General features: G+C 66.5%; 22 protein-coding genes and 1 tRNA gene. 17 read left to right on the top strand and 6 right to left on the bottom strand.

Features of this window, described 5'->3' with window-relative positions; genetic code table 11:
• Positions 1 to 16: 16 nt before the first annotated feature.
• A complete protein-coding gene (locus GGC64_RS35040; protein WP_255528881.1) occupies positions 17 to 253 on the top strand; it encodes an SDR family NAD(P)-dependent oxidoreductase in 237 nt (78 codons plus the stop codon).
• A gap of 22 nt (positions 254 to 275) precedes the next feature.
• Entirely contained in the window at positions 276 to 833 is a 558-nt protein-coding gene (locus GGC64_RS35035) for an SDR family NAD(P)-dependent oxidoreductase (RefSeq protein WP_370582085.1), read from the top strand.
• A gap of 6 nt (positions 834 to 839) precedes the next feature.
• Here GGC64_RS35035 and GGC64_RS13730 read toward each other — a convergent pair whose 3' ends face one another.
• Positions 840 to 1,316, bottom strand: coding sequence for an Rrf2 family transcriptional regulator (locus tag GGC64_RS13730; protein ID WP_192723058.1), 477 nt, complete (start codon positions 1,314 to 1,316; stop codon positions 840 to 842).
• 77 nt (positions 1,317 to 1,393) lie between these two features.
• Between GGC64_RS13730 and GGC64_RS13725 the strand changes: the two genes are divergently transcribed.
• The gene (locus GGC64_RS13725) at positions 1,394 to 2,143 is read left to right on the top strand and encodes an SDR family oxidoreductase (protein ID WP_192723057.1); all 750 of its coding nucleotides are present in this window, start codon (positions 1,394 to 1,396) and stop codon (positions 2,141 to 2,143) included.
• 8 nt (positions 2,144 to 2,151) lie between these two features.
• On the opposite strand, the gene GGC64_RS13720 is transcribed toward GGC64_RS13725, so the two are convergent.
• Positions 2,152 to 2,237, bottom strand: a tRNA-Leu gene (locus GGC64_RS13720).
• A gap of 73 nt (positions 2,238 to 2,310) precedes the next feature.
• On the opposite strand from GGC64_RS13720, the gene GGC64_RS13715 reads away from it, so the two are divergent.
• Genes GGC64_RS13715 through GGC64_RS13705 form a run of 3 tightly spaced genes read left to right on the top strand, consistent with a single transcriptional unit; the run spans position 2,311 to position 4,653 of the window.
• Positions 2,311 to 3,654 (top strand): M20/M25/M40 family metallo-hydrolase, encoded by a 1,344-nt coding sequence (locus GGC64_RS13715; RefSeq protein ID WP_192723056.1) that lies wholly within the window; start codon positions 2,311 to 2,313, stop codon positions 3,652 to 3,654.
• A gap of 20 nt (positions 3,655 to 3,674) precedes the next feature.
• Positions 3,675 to 4,205, top strand: coding sequence for a YbhB/YbcL family Raf kinase inhibitor-like protein (locus GGC64_RS13710; protein WP_192723055.1), 531 nt, complete (start codon positions 3,675 to 3,677; stop codon positions 4,203 to 4,205).
• A complete protein-coding gene (locus GGC64_RS13705; protein ID WP_192723054.1) occupies positions 4,192 to 4,653 on the top strand; it encodes a nitroreductase family deazaflavin-dependent oxidoreductase in 462 nt (153 codons plus the stop codon). Before GGC64_RS13710 ends, GGC64_RS13705 begins: the two co-directional genes overlap by 14 nt.
• Here the strand turns inward: GGC64_RS13705 and GGC64_RS13700 are convergent.
• The 3 genes from GGC64_RS13700 to GGC64_RS13690 are packed head-to-tail and all read right to left on the bottom strand — an operon-like array spanning position 4,639 to position 6,982.
• Positions 4,639 to 5,700, bottom strand: a complete 1,062-nt coding sequence (locus GGC64_RS13700; protein ID WP_192723872.1) for a quinone-dependent dihydroorotate dehydrogenase — start codon at positions 5,698 to 5,700, stop codon at positions 4,639 to 4,641. The two genes, GGC64_RS13705 and GGC64_RS13700, sit on opposite strands and share 15 nt — an antisense overlap.
• Positions 5,700 to 5,951 carry a DUF5703 family protein gene (locus tag GGC64_RS13695; RefSeq protein ID WP_192723053.1) on the bottom strand — a complete coding sequence of 84 codons (252 nt, stop codon included), beginning with the start codon at positions 5,949 to 5,951 and terminating at the stop codon, positions 5,700 to 5,702. Before GGC64_RS13695 ends, GGC64_RS13700 begins: the two co-directional genes overlap by 1 nt.
• Positions 5,948 to 6,982, bottom strand: a complete 1,035-nt coding sequence (locus tag GGC64_RS13690; protein WP_370582084.1) for a YncE family protein — start codon at positions 6,980 to 6,982, stop codon at positions 5,948 to 5,950. The genes GGC64_RS13695 and GGC64_RS13690 overlap by 4 nt, the downstream gene beginning before the upstream one ends.
• A 120-nt stretch (positions 6,983 to 7,102) precedes the next feature.
• On the opposite strand from GGC64_RS13690, the gene GGC64_RS13685 reads away from it, so the two are divergent.
• The 11 genes from GGC64_RS13685 (at position 7,103) to GGC64_RS13635 (ending at position 16,728) form a co-directional block, all read left to right on the top strand.
• The gene (locus GGC64_RS13685; RefSeq protein WP_192723051.1) at positions 7,103 to 7,414 is read left to right on the top strand and encodes a hypothetical protein; all 312 of its coding nucleotides are present in this window, start codon (positions 7,103 to 7,105) and stop codon (positions 7,412 to 7,414) included.
• A gap of 45 nt (positions 7,415 to 7,459) precedes the next feature.
• Positions 7,460 to 8,290, top strand: coding sequence for an undecaprenyl-diphosphate phosphatase (locus tag GGC64_RS13680; protein ID WP_192723871.1), 831 nt, complete (start codon positions 7,460 to 7,462; stop codon positions 8,288 to 8,290).
• Entirely contained in the window at positions 8,287 to 9,003 is a 717-nt protein-coding gene (locus tag GGC64_RS13675; RefSeq protein WP_192723050.1) for a histidine phosphatase family protein, read from the top strand. The genes GGC64_RS13680 and GGC64_RS13675 overlap by 4 nt, the downstream gene beginning before the upstream one ends.
• A gap of 62 nt (positions 9,004 to 9,065) precedes the next feature.
• The gene (locus tag GGC64_RS13670; RefSeq protein WP_192723049.1) at positions 9,066 to 9,653 is read left to right on the top strand and encodes a DUF3090 domain-containing protein; all 588 of its coding nucleotides are present in this window, start codon (positions 9,066 to 9,068) and stop codon (positions 9,651 to 9,653) included.
• The gene (locus tag GGC64_RS13665; RefSeq protein WP_192723048.1) at positions 9,637 to 10,449 is read left to right on the top strand and encodes an SCO1664 family protein; all 813 of its coding nucleotides are present in this window, start codon (positions 9,637 to 9,639) and stop codon (positions 10,447 to 10,449) included. Before GGC64_RS13670 ends, GGC64_RS13665 begins: the two co-directional genes overlap by 17 nt.
• Positions 10,449 to 11,222, top strand: coding sequence for a 3'(2'),5'-bisphosphate nucleotidase CysQ (locus GGC64_RS13660; RefSeq protein ID WP_192723047.1), 774 nt, complete (start codon positions 10,449 to 10,451; stop codon positions 11,220 to 11,222). Before GGC64_RS13665 ends, GGC64_RS13660 begins: the two co-directional genes overlap by 1 nt.
• 58 nt (positions 11,223 to 11,280) lie before the next feature.
• Positions 11,281 to 12,525, top strand: a complete 1,245-nt coding sequence (gene mshC / locus GGC64_RS13655; protein ID WP_192723046.1) for a cysteine--1-D-myo-inosityl 2-amino-2-deoxy-alpha-D-glucopyranoside ligase — start codon at positions 11,281 to 11,283, stop codon at positions 12,523 to 12,525.
• A complete protein-coding gene (locus GGC64_RS13650) occupies positions 12,522 to 13,331 on the top strand; it encodes an arginase family protein (protein ID WP_192723045.1) in 810 nt (269 codons plus the stop codon). The genes mshC and GGC64_RS13650 overlap by 4 nt, the downstream gene beginning before the upstream one ends.
• A 47-nt stretch (positions 13,332 to 13,378) precedes the next feature.
• The gene (locus tag GGC64_RS13645; protein WP_192723044.1) at positions 13,379 to 14,257 is read left to right on the top strand and encodes an SDR family oxidoreductase; all 879 of its coding nucleotides are present in this window, start codon (positions 13,379 to 13,381) and stop codon (positions 14,255 to 14,257) included.
• On the top strand, positions 14,254 to 15,690 hold the full coding sequence (locus GGC64_RS13640) for a DUF1254 domain-containing protein (RefSeq protein ID WP_192723043.1): 1,437 nt from the start codon (positions 14,254 to 14,256) through the stop codon (positions 15,688 to 15,690). Before GGC64_RS13645 ends, GGC64_RS13640 begins: the two co-directional genes overlap by 4 nt.
• Before the next feature lie 75 nt (positions 15,691 to 15,765).
• Positions 15,766 to 16,728: an acyl-ACP desaturase gene (locus tag GGC64_RS13635; protein ID WP_192723042.1), complete on the top strand. Its 963-nt coding sequence runs from the start codon at positions 15,766 to 15,768 to the stop codon at positions 16,726 to 16,728.
• On the opposite strand, the gene GGC64_RS13630 is transcribed toward GGC64_RS13635, so the two are convergent.
• Positions 16,725 to 17,615, bottom strand: coding sequence for a PAC2 family protein (locus GGC64_RS13630; protein WP_192723041.1), 891 nt, complete (start codon positions 17,613 to 17,615; stop codon positions 16,725 to 16,727). The two genes, GGC64_RS13635 and GGC64_RS13630, sit on opposite strands and share 4 nt — an antisense overlap.
• Between the last annotated feature and the right edge of the window lie 22 nt (positions 17,616 to 17,637).

Raw genomic sequence — 17,637 nt, 5'->3', positions numbered from 1 at the left:
CCAATACGCTGTCCCGATGCGGTTCACGGGACAGGTCGCCATCGTCACCGGCGGCGCGCAGGGCATCGGCGGCGGCATCAGCAGACGGCTGGCGGCCGCGGGTGCGCACGTGGTGCTCAACGACATCGACGCCGACGCGGCAGCGGCCACCCGTGAGGAGATCACCACAGCGGGCGGCCGGTGTACACCTGTTGTAGGTGACATCCGGGACCCCGACGTCATCAATGACGTGACCGAAACGGCACTGCGTTGATGATTCGCGTGTCGACATCCTGGTGAACAACGTCGGCGACTTCCGACCCGCAGCCCGCGATTTCCTGCACAGCACCGAAGAGCAGTGGCAGACACTCTATGAGTTGAACCTGCTCCATGTGCTTCGCATGTGTCACGCCGTGTTGCCCGCGATGGTCAAGCGGGAACGCGGCGCGATCGTCAACAACGCGACCGTGGAGGCGTTTCGCGGCATTCCCTACGCCGCTCCGTATGCGGCCTTCAACGCGGGCGTGGTGGCGTTCACCCGCAGCCTGGCCGTCGACGTCGCGCAACACGGCATCCGGGTCAACGCGATCGCGCCCGACCTCGCCGACACCCTGCAGACGCCGGCGGAACTCATGCTGCGCGGTCGCCACCCCGATCTGATCAGGACCTGGATCCCGGCAGGCCGATTCGGCACGCCGGACGACTATGCGGCCGTCGTGGAATTCCTGGCTTCCGATGACGCGCGGTTCGTCACGGGGCAGACGATCCCGGTGGACGGCGGCACGCTGGCGGCTTCGGGCTGGTACGCCCGCGCCGACCGCAAGGGCTGGACCAATATGCCCAACGAAGTGTGAACCGCCTCAAGCGCTTTCGCGTGACAACAAGCGGCGTGTGCGGTCAGGAGTTTCGGGCGGCAGTGTGTTGATGATGTCGGCGAGTGTGCACGCGGCCAGGCTGGTTCGCCATGCCTCGTGTGCTCGCCGCATGGTGGTGGCCAGGATGCATGGCTCCTGGCACTCCTCGGCGGGTAGGGCGCCGCGGCCCTGTTGGCGGATCTCGCGACAGAGGTACGGATCGGCGCCGCCGTCCACAGCGTCGACGATGTCGAGGAATGTGATCTCGGCGGCCGGGCGCGCCAGCCGGAATCCGCCGCGCGGACCGGTCGTGCCGGTCAGCACGCCTGCGCGGACAAGCGACGCCAAGTGTTTAGCCAAATATGCCGGTGGCAGACCGAAATGAGCGGCGAGTTGGGCCGTGCTGGCGGCGTCGCCGTCCGCCAGCTGCGCCAGCGACGCGGCGCAATGCAGCACCCACTCCGTGCCCTCGGGAAGCTTCATGGTCCCAGGCTACGGAATATCACCTCTATTATGGATGTTAAATGTCCATAATTGCTGATCGAAGAGGGAGAGCTCACATGCGCGTTGCAGTTGTCGGTGCCACCGGCCGTATCGGAACCCTGACCGTCACCGCCCTCGAACGCGAAGGGCACGACACGGTTGCCATCAGTCGCAGTCGCGGCGTGGACGTGATCACCGGCGCGGGCCTGGACGACGCTCTTACCGGAGTGAGCGCGGTGATCGACGTCAGCAGCAACGAGTCGACCGAGGAGTCGCAGACCGTCGGATTCTTCACGACCGCGACCAAGAATCTGCAAGCCGCCGAGCAGCGTGCCGGCGTCAGCCATCACGTCGCGCTGTCGATCGTGGGCATCGACAAGGTGCCGGGCAACGCACACTACGCAGGCAAGCGGGCACAGGAGGCCGCGGTGCAGGCCGGCCCAGTGCCGTGGACCATCGTTCCTGCCACGCAATTCCATGATTTCGCGGCGATGATCGCGGGATGGACCGAGCAGGACGGCGCTGCCCCGATCGCACCGCTGCTCGTCCAACCGATCGCGCCCGCCGACGTCGCAGACATCCTCGCGCGCGTCGCCGTCGGAACGCCGCAGGGGCGCCACCGCGATATCGCCGGACCCGACACCCAGGACCTGGTGGACATGGCCCGCCGCACCCTCGAGGCCCGCGGCCAGAGCATCCGACTGATTCCGACGTGGCGCAACGGGCTTTTCGACGTGTCGATGGCCGGTGAGGTGCTGCTGCCTGGTGCCGACGCGCAGTTGGCGCCAACGACTTTCGAGGAGTGGCTGGCCGCCGAGGCGCCGTAGCCAAAGAGTGTCCGAGGGGGGACTTGAACCCCCACGCCCGTTAATAGGGCACTAGCACCTCAAGCTAGCGCGTCTGCCATTCCGCCACTCGGACCAGTTTGTGGGCAGCTTAGGCTATCGGATCGGACTGCCCGGACCCAAACCCAGCGGCCGCTGCAATGGTACGAATGGTGACTGTGACGCCTCCCCCCACCGCCGAAGCCGAGGTAGTTGACCTCGTCAGCTCGCTCATCCGCTTCGACACCTCCAACACCGGCGAGCCCGAAACCACCAAGGGGGAGGCCGAATGCGCCCGCTGGGTGGCCGAACAGCTCGAAGAGGTCGGCTACACGACCGAATACGTCGAGGCAGGTGGCCCGGGTCGAGGCAACGTATTCGCCACGCTCAAAGGTGCCAACCCGGAGCGCGGGGCCCTGCTGCTGCACGGGCACCTCGACGTGGTGCCCGCCGAGGCGTCGGACTGGAGCGTGCACCCGTTCTCCGGCGCCGTCGAGGACGGCTATGTGTGGGGCCGCGGCGCGGTCGACATGAAGGACATGTGCGGCATGCTGATCGCGATCGCCCGCCACTTCAAACGCGCGGGCATCGTGCCGCCGCGCGATCTGGTCTTCGCGTTCCTCTCCGACGAGGAGGCCGGCGGCAAGTACGGGTCGCAGTGGCTGGTCGACAACCGCCCCGATCTGTTCGAGGGCGTCACCGAGGCGGTCGGTGAGGTCGGCGGGTTCTCGCTGACCGTGCCGCGCAAGGACGGCGGCGAACGACGGCTGTACCTGGTCGAGACCGCCGAGAAGTCGATGATGTGGATGAAGCTGACCGCGCGCAGCTTCGCCGGCCACGGCTCGATGATCCACGAACACAACGCGGTCACGGCGGTCGCAGAGGCCACCGCCAGGCTCGGCCGCCACGAGTTCCCGCTCGTGATGACCGATGCCGTCGGGCAGTTTTTGCAGGCGATCACCGAGGAGACGGGCTACCAGTTCGACATCGACTCGCCCGACCTGGCGGGTGCCATCGCCAAGCTGGGCCCGATCGCCCGTGTCGTCGGCGCCACCCTGCGCGACACCGCGAACCCGACGATGCTCAAGGCCGGGTACAAGGCCAACGTCATCCCTGCCACCGCGGAGTCAGTGGTCGACTGTCGCATCCTGCCCGGCCGCCAGGCCGCATTCGAGCGTGAGGTCGACGAGATCATCGGACCCGATGTGACGCGGGAGTGGGTCACCGAGCTGCCGTCTTACGAAACCACTTTCGACGGCGACCTGGTGGACGCGATGAACGGTGCGATCCTGTCCGTCGATCCCGACGCCCGCATCGTGCCGTACATGTTGTCCGGAGGCACCGATGCAAAGGCGTTCGCGCGCTTGGGGATTCGCTGCTTCGGGTTCGCGCCGCTGCAGCTTCCTCCGGATTTGGACTTCACCGCGCTGTTCCACGGTGTGGACGAACGGGTACCCGTTGATGCACTGAAGTTCGGCACCCAGGTGCTCGAACATTTCCTCATCCACAGCTGATCGTCAGAAAGGGATCACCAATGGCATTTGACTACAACCCCTACGAGTTTCTGCCGAAGCTGCCGTCGTTCACATTGACGTCGGAATCGCTCAGCGACGGGCAGGCGCTGTCCAACGAGCAGGTGAGCGGCATCATGGGTGCGGGCGGCGACGACATCTCGCCGCAGCTTTCCTGGTCCGGATTCCCCGAGGAGACACAGAGTTTCGCGGTCACCGTCTACGACCCGGACGCGCCCACGGCATCGGGGTTCTGGCACTGGGCAGTCGCCAACCTGCCCGCGACCGTGACGGATCTGCCCGCAGGTGCGGGCGATGGCAGCGGATTGCCAGGCGACGCACTGACTTTGGCCAACGACGCGGGCCTCAAGCGCTACATCGGCGCCGCCCCGCCACAGGGCCACGGTGTGCACCGGTATTTCATCGCGGTCCATGCCGTGAAGGTGCCGAAACTCGAACTCGACGGCGACGCCAGCCCGGCCTACTTGGGTTTCAACCTGTTCATGAACGCGATCGCCCGCGCCGTCATCCACGGCACATATGAGCAGAAGTAGCGCGCTTCTCGGGCGACTACTCAAGACTCGGGCGCTGGTTCGCGCTCCGATCTGGCTCTACCGGGCACATCTCGGCTTTCTGTTCGGGCGCCGCATGCTGCTTCTCGAGCATGTGGGACGCAAGAGCGGAGCGCGGCGTTACGCCGTGCTCGAGGTCGTCGATCACCCCGCCGCCGACGAGTACGTCATCGTGTCGGGGTTCGGCGAGACCGCGCAGTGGTATCGCAACGTCATCGCGAACCCGCGGGTGCGCGTCAGCGTCGGCCTGCGGCGCAACGTGCCCGCGACGGCAACGCCGCTGGCACCCGAGGCGGTCGAGAAAACCGTCGAGCGCTACGCCGAACGCCACCCCCGGACATGGCGCACGCTGAACGAAGCGATGGCCGCCGCGTTGAATACGCCGGATCTGGAGCTTCCGATGGTGCGGCTCAAGCTAGCGCGCGGCTGAGCCGACAGCATCGGCCAGCGATGCAAACCCACCTTCGTGCAGGCGACGTGCGAGGCCATCGTGAATGTGCTTGGCCCACAACCCGCCTCCGTAGATGAAGCCGGTGTAACCCTGCAACAGGGTGGCGCCCGACGTGATGCGGTCCCACGCGTCGTCGGCAGTCTCGATACCGCCGACGCTGATCAACACCAGCCTGTCGCCGACGCGTTTGTACAGCCGCCGCAATACCTCCGCTGAGCGCCGCGCGACCGGCGGGCCAGAAATGCCACCGGCACCCAATTCATCGACGCCGGGTGTCGCGAGCCCATCACGCGACACCGTCGTGTTGGTCGCGACAATGCCGGCCAGGCCCAATTCGACTGCGAGATCGGCAATCTCGTCGACGTCGTCATCGGACAGGTCCGGCGCGATCTTGACCAGCACGGGCTTCGCCGTCTCCGCCTTCACCGCGGCGAGGATCGGCCGCAGCGATGAGACCGCCTGCAGATCACGCAGCCCCGGGGTGTTCGGAGAGCTGACGTTGACCACCAGGAAGGCCGCCAAAGGCGCTACCAGGCGCGCACTTTCGGCGTAATCCGCGACGGCGCCCTCTGGCGGCGTGACCTTGGTCTTGCCGATGTTGACCCCGATCGGCACCTCGGGTGTGCGGCGGGCCAACCGCAGCGCCAGCTCACCTGCCCCGTGGTTGTTGAAACCCATCCGATTGAGCAGCGCGCGGTCGTCGGCCAGCCGGAACATCCGCGGCTGCGGGTTGCCCGGTTGGGCCTGCGCGGTGACGGTGCCGACCTCTGCATAGCCGAAGCCGAGGGCACCCCACGTGTGCAGCCCCCTGCCGTCCTTGTCGAACCCGGCCGCCAGGCCCACCGGGCCGGGAAAGCGCACGCCGAACACAGTGCTGGCCAGTACGGGGTCGTGTGGCGCCAGCCATCGCTGCATCAGCCGGCGCACCGGAAGGACGGCGGTCACCGCGCGCAAGAACGCAAAAACCCACGTGTGAATACGTTCGGGGGCCACCAGGAACAGCGCCCGCCGCAGCGCGCGGTACATCACAGCGCGGGCTGGTCCGGAATCCGGTCGACGGCGGTCTTCTTGCGGCGCAGCAACACCCGCCTGCTGCCATCGGTATACAGCCGGACCCGGGTGAGCTCCCAGCCGCGATACTCGGCCTCGATCGACAGTCGGGTGGAAGCGCTGATTCTGGTCAGGTCCGGCGGCAGCCGTAGCGGGATCCACTCATACTCGTCGGACAGGTCGTTGTCCCAGCCCTGGGGCATGCGGCCGTGCTGCATAGCAGTCATTTGATCTCCGCGGCGCCTGCGATCACCTGTACACCCGCTCCAGAGCCAGACACCACATACAGGGTGCCAGACGCTTCGTCGAAGGCCAGGCTGTTGGGCTGCTGCACGGTTCGATAACGCACCTTCTCCACGGGGATACCGGTAGCCAAATCGTAGCCAACCACCGAGTTGATCGCTGTCTGCGACACCCAGGCCAGCTTCTTCGACCCCGCCAGCCCGTACGGGGCGTCGCGCACCGGGTAGCGCTGGCGCAGCATCAACGGGTCGATGCCGAAGACCAGCAGTTCGTCACCCCTGGTGTCGGCCACCAGCACCCGCCCCGCCGAATCGGCGGCCATCGTCGTTGCGCCCTCGCCGGCCCGCAGGGCGTGCTCAGCATCCTTCCCGTCGGCCGAAACCGTCGTCACCGACGTCTGGCCCCGGTCCAACACCACGGCCGTATTGCCTTGTGCAACAAGAGCATCGACCTTCGCGAAGATCTTCAGCGATGCGCCGACCTTCGAATCCGAGCTCAGGGTGTAGACGGCCCCGTCTGCGCTACCCAGCACCAGCTTCCCGTCGGCACGCCGAGCGATCGCGGTGAAATCGGTGCTCTGCTGGCCCTCGATGTCCACCCGGTCGGCCGTGGCGGCGCGAAGGTCGATCCGGAAGTAGCCCCCGCGCGCCGACGCATACGCCGTGCCCTCGTTATCGCCGGTCAGCGCCGTCGCGGGGGCGGGCAGCGTCAGCGAGCGCGATGGACCGGACGCCGGCACGACCGTGACCATCGATCGGCTCTCCAAAAGCGGGCTGAGCACCGCCAACGACGCCGTCGCGGGGTCGAACACCGCGGCCTGGGCGAGGCCGGGAAGCGGCCGCACCACTCCCGCGGGCGCGCTGGTGACCGGCGGCGACTGCGCGGCCTGCGCGGGCACGATGGTCGGCGGTGGGGCCTCGGCGTGGTTCGCCGAGCAACCGACCAATCCCGCTGTTGCCAGCACAACAGCGGCGGCGCGAATTAGCTGAACTGGGGCGTTTAAGTGGCGCGGCAAGGGGTAGCTCTCGGGAGTGCGAATTCGATCTTGTTTGACGAGCAAGTGTAGGCAGGCCCGCCATCCACAAATGGCCACGTCCGCCACGCCCGGCGGCATAAGCGGAGGTATGGTTCGATCATGACCCTCGCGGCAGACAGGGATTTGGATAACCAACAGTTTGCTATTGAGGACATCACCACAGGTCTGCACGCCAGTGGATTTGGCCGGGTGGGGGACGGACGGCCCTTCTCTTTCCACGTCGAGAAGCACGTGCTCGTGGTGGAGATCTACCGGCCGCGCATCGTAGGTCCGGTTCCGCAGGCCGAGGACGTGGTCGCGACTGCCAGCCGCAAGCTGACCGACATCGATCTCACCGACGAGCGCAGCGTGGCAGCCGCGGTGCGCGACGCGGTTGCCGACGCGCATCCGGTGCCTCGCACAGCGCGCTGACAGCCGGCCCACGGTACGGTCGTCGGCGTGATTGACGCGCCTGCGATGTCGTGGCTGCAAGTTGTCGTTCTATCGGTGTTGCAGGGACTGACCGAATTCCTGCCTGTTTCGTCGTCGGGGCACTTGGCGATCGCCTCGCGCATCTTCTTCGACGACGACGCGGGTGCATCGTTCACCGCGGTCACCCAGCTCGGCACGGAACTCGCTGTGCTGCTGTACTTCGCGCGCGACATCGGCCGCATCCTCAAAGCCTGGTTCAACGGGTTGTTCGTCGCGGCGCACCGCAACCTGGACTACTGGATGGGTTGGTATGTCATCATCGGCACCATTCCGATCGGTGTGCTCGGCCTGCTGTTCAAGGACGAAATCCGTACTGGCGCAAGGAATCTGTGGCTGATCGCGAGCGCGTTGATCGTGTTCTCCGTCGTCATTGCGATCGCCGAATACGTCGGAAGGCAGACCCGCCATGCCGAACAGCTGACGTGGAAGGACAGCGTCATCGTCGGCTTGGCGCAGTGTTTGGCGTTGGTACCCGGCGTGTCTCGCTCCGGTGCGACCATCAGCGCCGGCTTGTTCCTCGGACTCGACCGTGAACTGTCGGCGCGGTTCGGCTTCCTGCTGGCCATTCCCGCCGTGTTCGCCTCGGGCCTGTTCTCGCTGCCCGACGCCTTTCATCCCGTCGGCGAGGGGATGAGCGCCAGCGGCCCGCAACTGCTTGTCGCGACCGTGATCGCGTTCGTCATCGGCTTTCTGGCCGTGGCGTGGTTCCTGCGGTTCTTGGTGCGCCACAGCATGTACTGGTTCGTCGGCTACCGCCTTGTTCTCGGCGCCGTCGTCATCGCGCTGCTCGCCACCGGGGTAGTCTCCGCGACATGACGGTCATCCTGCTGCGGCACGGCAGGTCGACCTCAAACACCGCACATACCTTGGCCGGTCGCAGTGACGGCGTCGACCTCGACGACAAGGGCCTCGAGCAGGCACAGGCGATCGTCGAGCGGCTGGCCGGGCTGCCGATCCGCGCAATCGTGCGCTCGCCGCTGCTGCGGTGCCGTCGCACGGTCGAACCATTGGCCGCCGCGCTTGGGCTTGACCCGGTGGTCGACGAGCGGATCTCGGAGGTGGATTACGGCAGCTGGACCGGCCGCAAGATCGGTGACCTGGTCAAGGAGCCGTTGTGGGCGGTGGTGCAACAGCAGCCGAGCGCGGCCGTCTTCCCCGAAGGCGAGGGGCTGGCGCACGTGCAGGCGCGCGCCGTCGCGGCCGTCCGTGAACACGACCGCAGGCTGGCCGAGCTACACGAGGCCGACGCGCTATGGGTGGCCTGTACGCACGGCGATGTGATCAAGTCGGTGGTGGCTGACGCGCTCGGCACGCATCTCGACAGCTTCCAGCGCATCACCGCCGACCCGGCGTCGATGAGTGTGATCCGTTACACGCCGTTGCGTCCATTCGTCATCCACGTCAACCACACTGGTGCTGCGCTCACCGCCGGATTGCTAGCCAAGCCACCGAAGGCCGACGGGGAAGCCGACAGCAAGGACGGCGAGGTGCCTCCGGAAGACGCTGTGGTCGGCGGCTCGACCGGTTGACGGTCGACGGCCGGGCGCGCAATTACGGCTGATGAGGTGATGCCGGTATTTTGGAGGGTGCCATGGCCCGCGCAATTCACGTCTTCCGCACACCCGACCGTTTCGTCGCCGGGACAGTCGGGCAGCCGGGCAATCGGACCTTCTACCTTCAGGCCGTACACGACAAGCGCGTGATCTCGGTGGTGCTGGAGAAGCAGCAGGTCGCTGTGCTCGCCGAACGGATCGCCGCGCTGCTGCTGGAAATCAACCGCCGCTTCGGCACACCCATCCCGCCCGATACCGGCGACATCGAAGACCTGAGCCCACTGATCACGCCCGTCGACGCGGAGTTCCGGGTCGGGACGATGGGGCTTGGCTGGGATTCGGAGGCCCAGACGGTGGTCGTCGAGCTGCTCGCGGTGTCCGAAACCGAGTTCGACGCGTCGGTCGTGCTTGACGATGCCGAGGAGGGACCCGACGCGGTACGGGTGTTTCTGACGCCCGAATCGGCGCGCCAGTTCGCGGCGCGATCCAATCGCGTCATCTCGGCCGGCCGCCCGCCGTGCCCGTTATGCGATGAGCCGCTCGACCCGGAGGGGCACATCTGCGTGCGCACCAACGGCTATCGGCGCGGCGCTCTTGCCGGGTCCGACGATGACGCCGACGCGTAACGATGAGGTGCTGCAGCGCGGCGAGTTGACGGTCATCGGACGAATCCGCTCAGCCAGCAACGCCACCTTTCTCTGCGAAGCGCATCTTGGTGAGCTGCAAGCTCATTGCGTGTACAAGCCGGTCAAGGGCGAGGCGCCGCTCTGGGACTTTCCTGACGGCACCCTGGCAGGCCGCGAGCGCAGTGCCTACCTCGTCTCGGCTGCGCTTGGCTGGAACATCGTGCCCTACACCATCATTCGCGACGGCCCCGCAGGCATCGGCATGCTGCAGCTGTGGGTCGACCAACCCGGTGACGAAGTCGGCGACGAACCCTCGACAGGACCCGATCTCGTCGACCTGCTGCCTGCAGGCCACATCCCGCCCGGCTTCCTGCCCGTGCTGCAGGCCTACGACTACGCAGGCGACGAGGTGACGTTGGTGCACGCCGATGACGTGAGGCTGCGCCGGATGGCCGTGTTCGACGTGCTGATCAACAACGCCGATCGCAAGGGCGGCCACATTCTGTGCGGTGTCGACGGTCAGGTGTACGGCGTCGACCACGGGGTGAGCCTGCACGTCGAGGACAAGCTGCGCACTGTGCTGTGGGGCTGGTCGGGCAAACCCGTCGACGACGAGAGCCTGGAGGCCGTGGCCCGGCTGCGCGATCAACTGCGTGGTGAGCTGGGCGACCAGTTGTGTGCGCACATCACCCGTCGCGAGGTGGCCGCGTTGCACGCCAGAACCGTTGCGCTACTGGAAAATCCAGTGATGCCGACCCCGGACCGACGCCGACCCATCCCGTGGCCGGCGTTCTGATGCGCCTGACGGATGCGGAGTTGGCCGCGGACGTGGCCGCCGATGCCGGAAAACTGTTGCTCGCGGTCCGCGAGGAGGTCGGCTTCGACGATCCGTACGACCTCGGCGACGCGGGTGACATGCGGGCCAACGAGCTGATCCTCGAAAGGCTCAAACGTGACCGGCCCGACGACGCGGTGCTCTCCGAGGAGGCCGTCGACGACGTGTCTCGCGTGCACGCCGACCGGGTGTGGATCGTCGACCCCGTCGACGGCACGCGAGAGTTCTCCTGGCCGGGGCGCACCGACTGGGCCGTGCACGTCGCGCTCTGGCAGCGCAACGATGGGCCGCATGGCGGCGGGATCACCGACGCCGCGGTGGCGCTGCCCGCGCGCGGCGAGGTCTACCGCACCGACACCGTCACCCCGCCACCGCCGCGACGTGAGGGCCCCATCCGCATCACGACCAGCGCCAGTCGACCACCCGCGGTGCTGTGGCGGCTGCGCGACCGGATGGACATTCAGATGGTGCGGATCGGTTCGGCGGGCGCGAAGGCGATGGCCGTCGTTCGCGGCGACGTCGACGCCTATGTGCACGCAGGCGGGCAATGGGAGTGGGATTCGGCCGCGCCCGCGGGCGTGGTGCGGGCCGCGGGGCTGCACGCGACGCGGCTGGACGGTTCCCCGCTGATCTACAACCGACGCGACCCGTACCTGCCCGACTTCCTGATGTGCCGCGCCGAGTTGGCCGATGTCCTGCTCGACGGCATCCGTTCGGCGTATCGCGACCACTGAGGTGGGAATGAATCGGCCGCTCGCGATGTCACACACCCCGATGCCTAAAGTCGACGCTATGAATTCCTGGCCGGCTCCGGACGTCCCGGCGCTGCCGGGCCGCGGTCCGCAGTTGCGGCTCTACGACAGCGCCGACCGTCAGGTCCGGCCGGTGTCTGCCGGCGAGACGGCCACCATGTACGTCTGCGGGATCACCCCGTATGACGCCACCCACCTCGGTCACGCCGCCACCTACCTGGCGTTCGACCTGGTGCACCGGGTGTGGCTGGATGCAGGGCACGCCGTGCACTACGTGCAGAACGTCACCGACGTCGACGATCCGCTTTTCGAGCGGGCCGAGCGCGACGGCATCGACTGGCGCGCGCTGGCCGATCGTGAGACCCAGCTGTTCCGCGAGGACATGGCGGCGCTTCGGGTGCTGCCGCCGCACGACTACGTGGCGGCAACGGATGCGATCGGCGAGGTCGTCGAGCTGGTGGAGAAGATGCTGGCCTCCGGCGCCGCATACATCGTCGACGATCCGCAATATCCCGACGTGTACTTCCGCGCCGACGCCACCCAGCAGTTCGGCTACGAGTCCGGCTACGACCGCGACACCATGCTGCGGCTGTTCACCGAGCGCGGCGGTGATCCCGACCGCGCGGGCAAGAGCGACGAACTCGACGCGCTGATGTGGCGGGCCGAACGCGAAGGCGAACCCAGCTGGCCCTCGCCGTTCGGTCCTGGACGGCCCGGATGGCACGTCGAATGCACTGCGATCGCGCTGTCGCGCATCGGCACGGGTCTCGACATTCAGGGCGGCGGCAGCGATCTGATCTTCCCCCACCACGAGTTCTCCGCCGCACACGGCGAATGTGTAACGGGGGAGCGGCGATTCGCGCGCCACTACGTGCACGCCGGGATGATCGGCTGGGACGGGCACAAGATGAGCAAGAGCCGCGGCAACCTCGTGCTGGTGTCGCGGCTGCGCGCCGAGGGTGTCGAGCCCGCAGCCATCCGGTTGGGCCTGTTCGCAGGGCACTATCGCGACGACCGGTACTGGAGCCCGCAGGTGCTCGAGGACGCCAACACTCGGCTGCACCGTTGGCGGGCCGCCACCACGCTGCCCGCCGGCCCCGATGCGGGTGACGTGATCGCGCGGGTGCGCCAATACCTTGCCGATGACCTGGATACCCCGAAAGCCCTTGCCGCACTGGATGGTTGGGCCACCGATGCGCTGGAGTACGGCGGCCACGACACCCAGGCCCCGCAGGCGGTGGCCACCGCGGTCGACGCGCTACTTGGCGTCCAGCTGTCGCGATGACGCTTGCGCTAACCGTGTTTCAGGGCCGCGCAGGCGACCACAACGACCGCGCATACAGCGGCGCAGCGGCGGTCGGAGCCGAGTGGCAACAGCGGCTTGGTCTTCCTGCTACCACCGTCGGCAGCCCGGAGCCCGCGCTCAGCACCCAGTGGCGCGCTGAATTGACCGCTGCCATACCGACTCTCGAGGCGATGTCGCAGCGCTACGAGGACATCTACGCCGCAGGCCAAACGCCGGTCACCGCGTTGACCCGCTGCGCCGTTGCACTGGCCACGCTGCCGGTGGTGGCCCGCTTCCACCCGGACGCACTCGTGGTGTGGTTCGACGCGCACGGCGACATCAATACGCCCGAGTCGAGCACGTCGGCTTTCCTCGGCGGTCTCGCGCTGTCGGGCCCGATGGGGTTGTGGGACTCGGGGCTGGGTGCGGGCATCACGCCCGCCAACGTGGTGTTGGGTGGGGCTCGCGACCTGGATCCGTTCGAGCGACGGCTCATCGACGAGGGCGTGGTGCGACATGTTCCCGTTGGCCCGCACTTGTTGGATGACCTCGATGCGGCGGTCGGCGACCTGCCGGTGTACTTCCATCTCGACTGCGACGTACTGGAACCCGGCCTGGTGCCCACCGACTACCGCGTCCCGAATGGACTGAGTTTCACTGAATTGGCTGGCGTGGCAAACCGTTTAGCCAAGAACGAGATTGTCGGTGTCGAGGTTGCGGAGTTCGAGGGAACCTGGGCCGAGACCGGAGCACCGGGTGACGCGCGACCGCTTCTGGACGCGCTTTCGCCACTCGTCGGTGCCTGACCGTCGATTGGTCGGACTGGTTCGCCGGGTGGAGTACGTTGACGGCCATGAGTTCTGTGCACGGAAAGGTCGCCCTGATCACCGGCGGCGCGAATGGTGTAGGCGCGGAGGTGGCCCGCCGGTTGCACGCCAAAGGCGCCAAACTGGTGCTGACCGACATCGACGACGCGCTGCTCAAGGAGATGTCGGCTCGACTGGGTGAGGAAAGCGTGCTGAGTGTCGTGGCCGACGTCCGCGATCTGTCGGCGATGCAGGCCGCCGTCGAAAAGGGCATCGAGCGCTTCGGCGGTATCGACATCGTGATGGCCAATGCCGGAATCGGAACGTACGGATCGGTGCTGACGGTCGATCCTGAGGCGTTTCGCACGCTGATCGACGTCAACGTCGTCGGGGTCTTCCACACAGTCCGGGCCGCGCTGCAGTCGGTCATCGATCGGCGTGGCTACGTCTTGATCGTGTCGTCGCTGGCGGCCTTCGCCGCGGCCCCGGGAATGGCGCCCTACGACACCGCCAAGGCCGGCGTCGAGCACTTCGCCAACTCGCTGCGCCTCGAGGTCGCGCACCTCGGTGTCGACGTCGGTTCTGCGCACATGTCGTGGATCGACACCCCGCTGGTCCGCGAAACCAAGGCAGACCTGCCCGCGTTCCGCGAGATGCTGAACTCACTGCCGGGCCCGCTGGGCAGGACCACATCGGTCGAGAAGTGCGGCGAGGCGTTCGTCGCAGGAATTGAGGCCCGCAAGAGCCGCATCTACTGTCCCGGCTGGGTGGGGGTGTTCCGCTGGCTCAAACCGCTGCTGTCAAGCCGCATCGGCGAGGCGCCGACGCGCAAGACCGCCCCAGAGTTGATGCCGAAGATGGACGCGGAGGTTGCCGCGTTGGGGCGGTCAATGGGTGCTCGCACCGAGGATCTGGAGAAGCATTGATCCGCCGCATCGGGGTCGTTCTGGCAATACTGGCGCTCATCGCCGGCTGCAGCACGAAAGGGTCGGAGGAGCAACCGAAGTCGCAAGCACCGCCACCCAGTCAGGCCGCCGTCACGCCGGAGCAGGCCAGGGCGATCGCCAAGGACGCCTACATCTACGGTTTCCCGCTGGTCGACAACTACCGGGTGATGTACTCCTATTTCGTCAACAAGGACGATCCCGAATACAAGGGCGGATGGAACGAAATCCACAGCGCTGCACGGGTTTACACGCCGCAGGACAAGGCCGTTCAGACGCCGAACTCGGACACCCCTTACTCGGCGGTCGGTGCAGACCTGCGCACCGAGCCGCTGGTACTGACCGTGCCGCCGATCGAGCAGGACCGCTACTACTCCTTGCAGTTCATCGACCTCTACACCTACAACATGGCCTACGTCGGCAGCCGCACGACGGGCAACAGCGGCGGTAAATACCTTCTGGCAGGCCCGAATTGGAAGGGCGCCAAGCCCGACGGCATCAACGGGGTCATCCAGTCCGACACCGAGCTGGCGCTGGTGGTCTACCGCACGCAGCTGCTCGGCCCGTCGGACATCGACCAGGTCAAAAAGATCCAGGCCGGTTATCAGGTGCAACCGTTGTCGGCCTACCTGAACCAACCGGCGCCCGCGCCCGCGCCACCGATCGACTTCGCGCCGCCCCTGACCAGAGATCAGGAGAAGACCTCGCCTCAGTTCTTCGAGATCCTCGACTTCGCACTGAAGTTCGCGCCGACGCTGCCCACCGAAAAGGAGTTGCGGGCACGGTTCGCCACCATTGGCATCGGGCCTGACGGGGACTTCGACGCTGACAAGTTGAGTCCTGAGATGCGAACGGCGATCGAAGGCGGGATGGCCGACGCCTGGTCCGAGCTCGACGATCTCAAGAAGACCAAGATCGACACCGGCGAAGTCGGTTCGGCGCAATTCTTCGGTACCGCAGAGGATCTGAAGGGCAACTATCTGTACCGCATGGCCGGTGCGGTGTTCGGCATTTACGGCAATACCGCCGCGGAGGCGCTCTACCCGGTCATCGCCACCGACTCTTCGGGTGCGCCGCTGACGGGCGCCAACAATTACACGGTCAGGTTCGCGCCGGGACAGCTGCCGCCGGTGAACGCATTCTGGTCACTGACCATGTACGAAATGCCACAGAGCCTGCTGGTCGACAACCCGATGAACCGCTACCTGATCAATTCGCCGATGCTGCCGAGCTTGCTGCGCGATCCCGACGGTGGTTACACGTTCTATGTCCAGAACCAGTCACCGGGCATCGACAAGGAGGCCAACTGGCTGCCAGCACCCAAGGGGACATTCCAGATGGTGTTGCGGCTGTACTGGCCGAAGCCGGATGCGCTCAACGGCACGTGGAAGGCGCCGCAGGCGGTGAAGGTCTAGGCCGCGCCACTCCGTTGTGCGTCCCCGGGTTCGCCCGGTTGTGGCGGTACCGTTTCGCCTGACGACGGGTGTGCGATGGCGAAAACTCTGACTGACCTCGAGCTGATCCATGCACTCGAACCGATCGCCGAAGCAGGACTCAATCAGCATCTCGCGGCGGCGAAGAACTGGCATCCACACGACTATGTCCCCTGGTCGGATGGCAGCGACTACTCCCAGCTAGGCGGGCGGGACTGGGCAGAAGAACAATCGCGACTCGGCGAAGTCGCCCGGATAGCCATGATCACCAACCTGCTCACCGAGGACAACCTGCCGTCCTATCACCGCGCTATTGCCGAACACTTCAGCATCGACGATGCCTGGGGCGCATGGGTGAATCGGTGGACAGTCGAGGAGAACCGACACGGCATCGCGCTGCGTGACTATCTCGTCGTCACCAGGGCGGTGGACCCAATTGCGTTGGAACAAGCCCGGATTGCACAAGTGACCGCCGGCTTCACCCCCGGCCAGCAAGGTCAGCGCGCGATACGGCCGGAGTCGATGCTGGACGCGTTGTCATATGTGACGTTTCAGGAGTTGGCCACCCGAGTCTCGCACCGGAACACGGGTAGGGCGTGCGCCGAACCCGTCGCCGACGAACTGCTCAAGCGCATCGCCGCTGACGAGAACCTGCACATGATTTTCTATCGAGGCGTCGGTGCGGCAGCACTGGATGTTTCGCCCGACCAGGCCATGGTTTCCATCTGGCGAATACTGGTGAACTTCCAGATGCCCGGGTTCGCGATACCGAACTTCCGTCGCAACGCGGTGAAGATAGCCGTCGGCGGCATCTACGATCTGCGTCAGCACCTGGACGACGTCGTGATGCCGGTGCTGCGAAAATGGCGGATCTTCGAGCGCGGCGACTTCCGTGGCGAAGGCGCGCGGCGCCGCGATGAGCTTGCGGTCTTCATCAAACGAATGGACGCCGAGGCTGCCAAGTTCGAGGAATCGAAGGCCCGCTACCTCGAACGGCAGTTCCGCACCAAGAACGGCTAGCCGCGGAAGCCGGGTCCGCGGCGCCGCAGATAGCGCTCGAACTCGGCGGCCAGCGCGTCGCCGTCGATCTTGCCGAGCGCCTCGTTCATGTCCACCTCGGCGTCGCCACGCTCCTCAAGCGACTGAACGTATTCGGCGATCTCGTCGTCTTCTGACGTCATCTCGGTGACGGCCTGTTCCCATTCCTCGGCCTGCGAGGGCAGATCGGCCAGCGGCACCTCGATATCGAGCACGTCCTCGACGCGACGCAACAGCGCGACCGTCGCCTTCGGATTCGGCGGCTGCGACACGTAGTGCGGGACAGCCGCCCAGAACGTCACCGCAGGAATGCCAGCCTGCACGCACGCGTCCTGGAACACCCCCGCGATGCCGGTGGGTCCTTCGTAGCGCGTTTCCTCGAGTCCGAATGCCTTCGCCGAATCGGGGGAGTAGGCCGCTCCGGAAACCGGCACTGGCCGGGTGTGCGGCGTGTCGGCCAGCAGCGCGCCGAGAATGACCACGGTCTGAACGTTCAGCTTGTCGGCGATCGCCAGCAGTTCCGCGCAGAAGGTGCGCCAGCGCATGTTCGGCTCGACACCGTGCATCAGCACGATGTCGCGCTCGGAGCCCGGCGGGCGGCAGTGTGAGATCCGCATGGACGGCCACACAAGCTCGCGGGTCACGCCGTCGACCTGCCTGATGACCGGCCTGTTCACCTGGTAGTCGTAGTAGGCCTCGTCGTCGATCTCGACGATCGGTTCGGCTTCCCATATCGCGTCGAGGTGCTCCAGCGCATCGCTGGCGGCGTCACCGGCGTCGTTCCAGCCCTCGAAGGCGGCGACGATCACGGTGTCGTTGAGTTTGGGCAGGTCGGGCGGCTTGTAGCCGCTCGCATCCGACGGGGTCACACCCTCAGCGTAAGGCCTGCGT

The organism is Mycobacterium sp. OAS707 (assembly GCF_014873705.1).
GTDB lineage: Bacteria > Actinomycetota > Actinomycetes > Mycobacteriales > Mycobacteriaceae > Mycobacterium.
The sequence above is the reverse complement of the archived record's forward strand: the minus strand, read 5'-3'. Positions and strand labels throughout refer to the sequence as shown.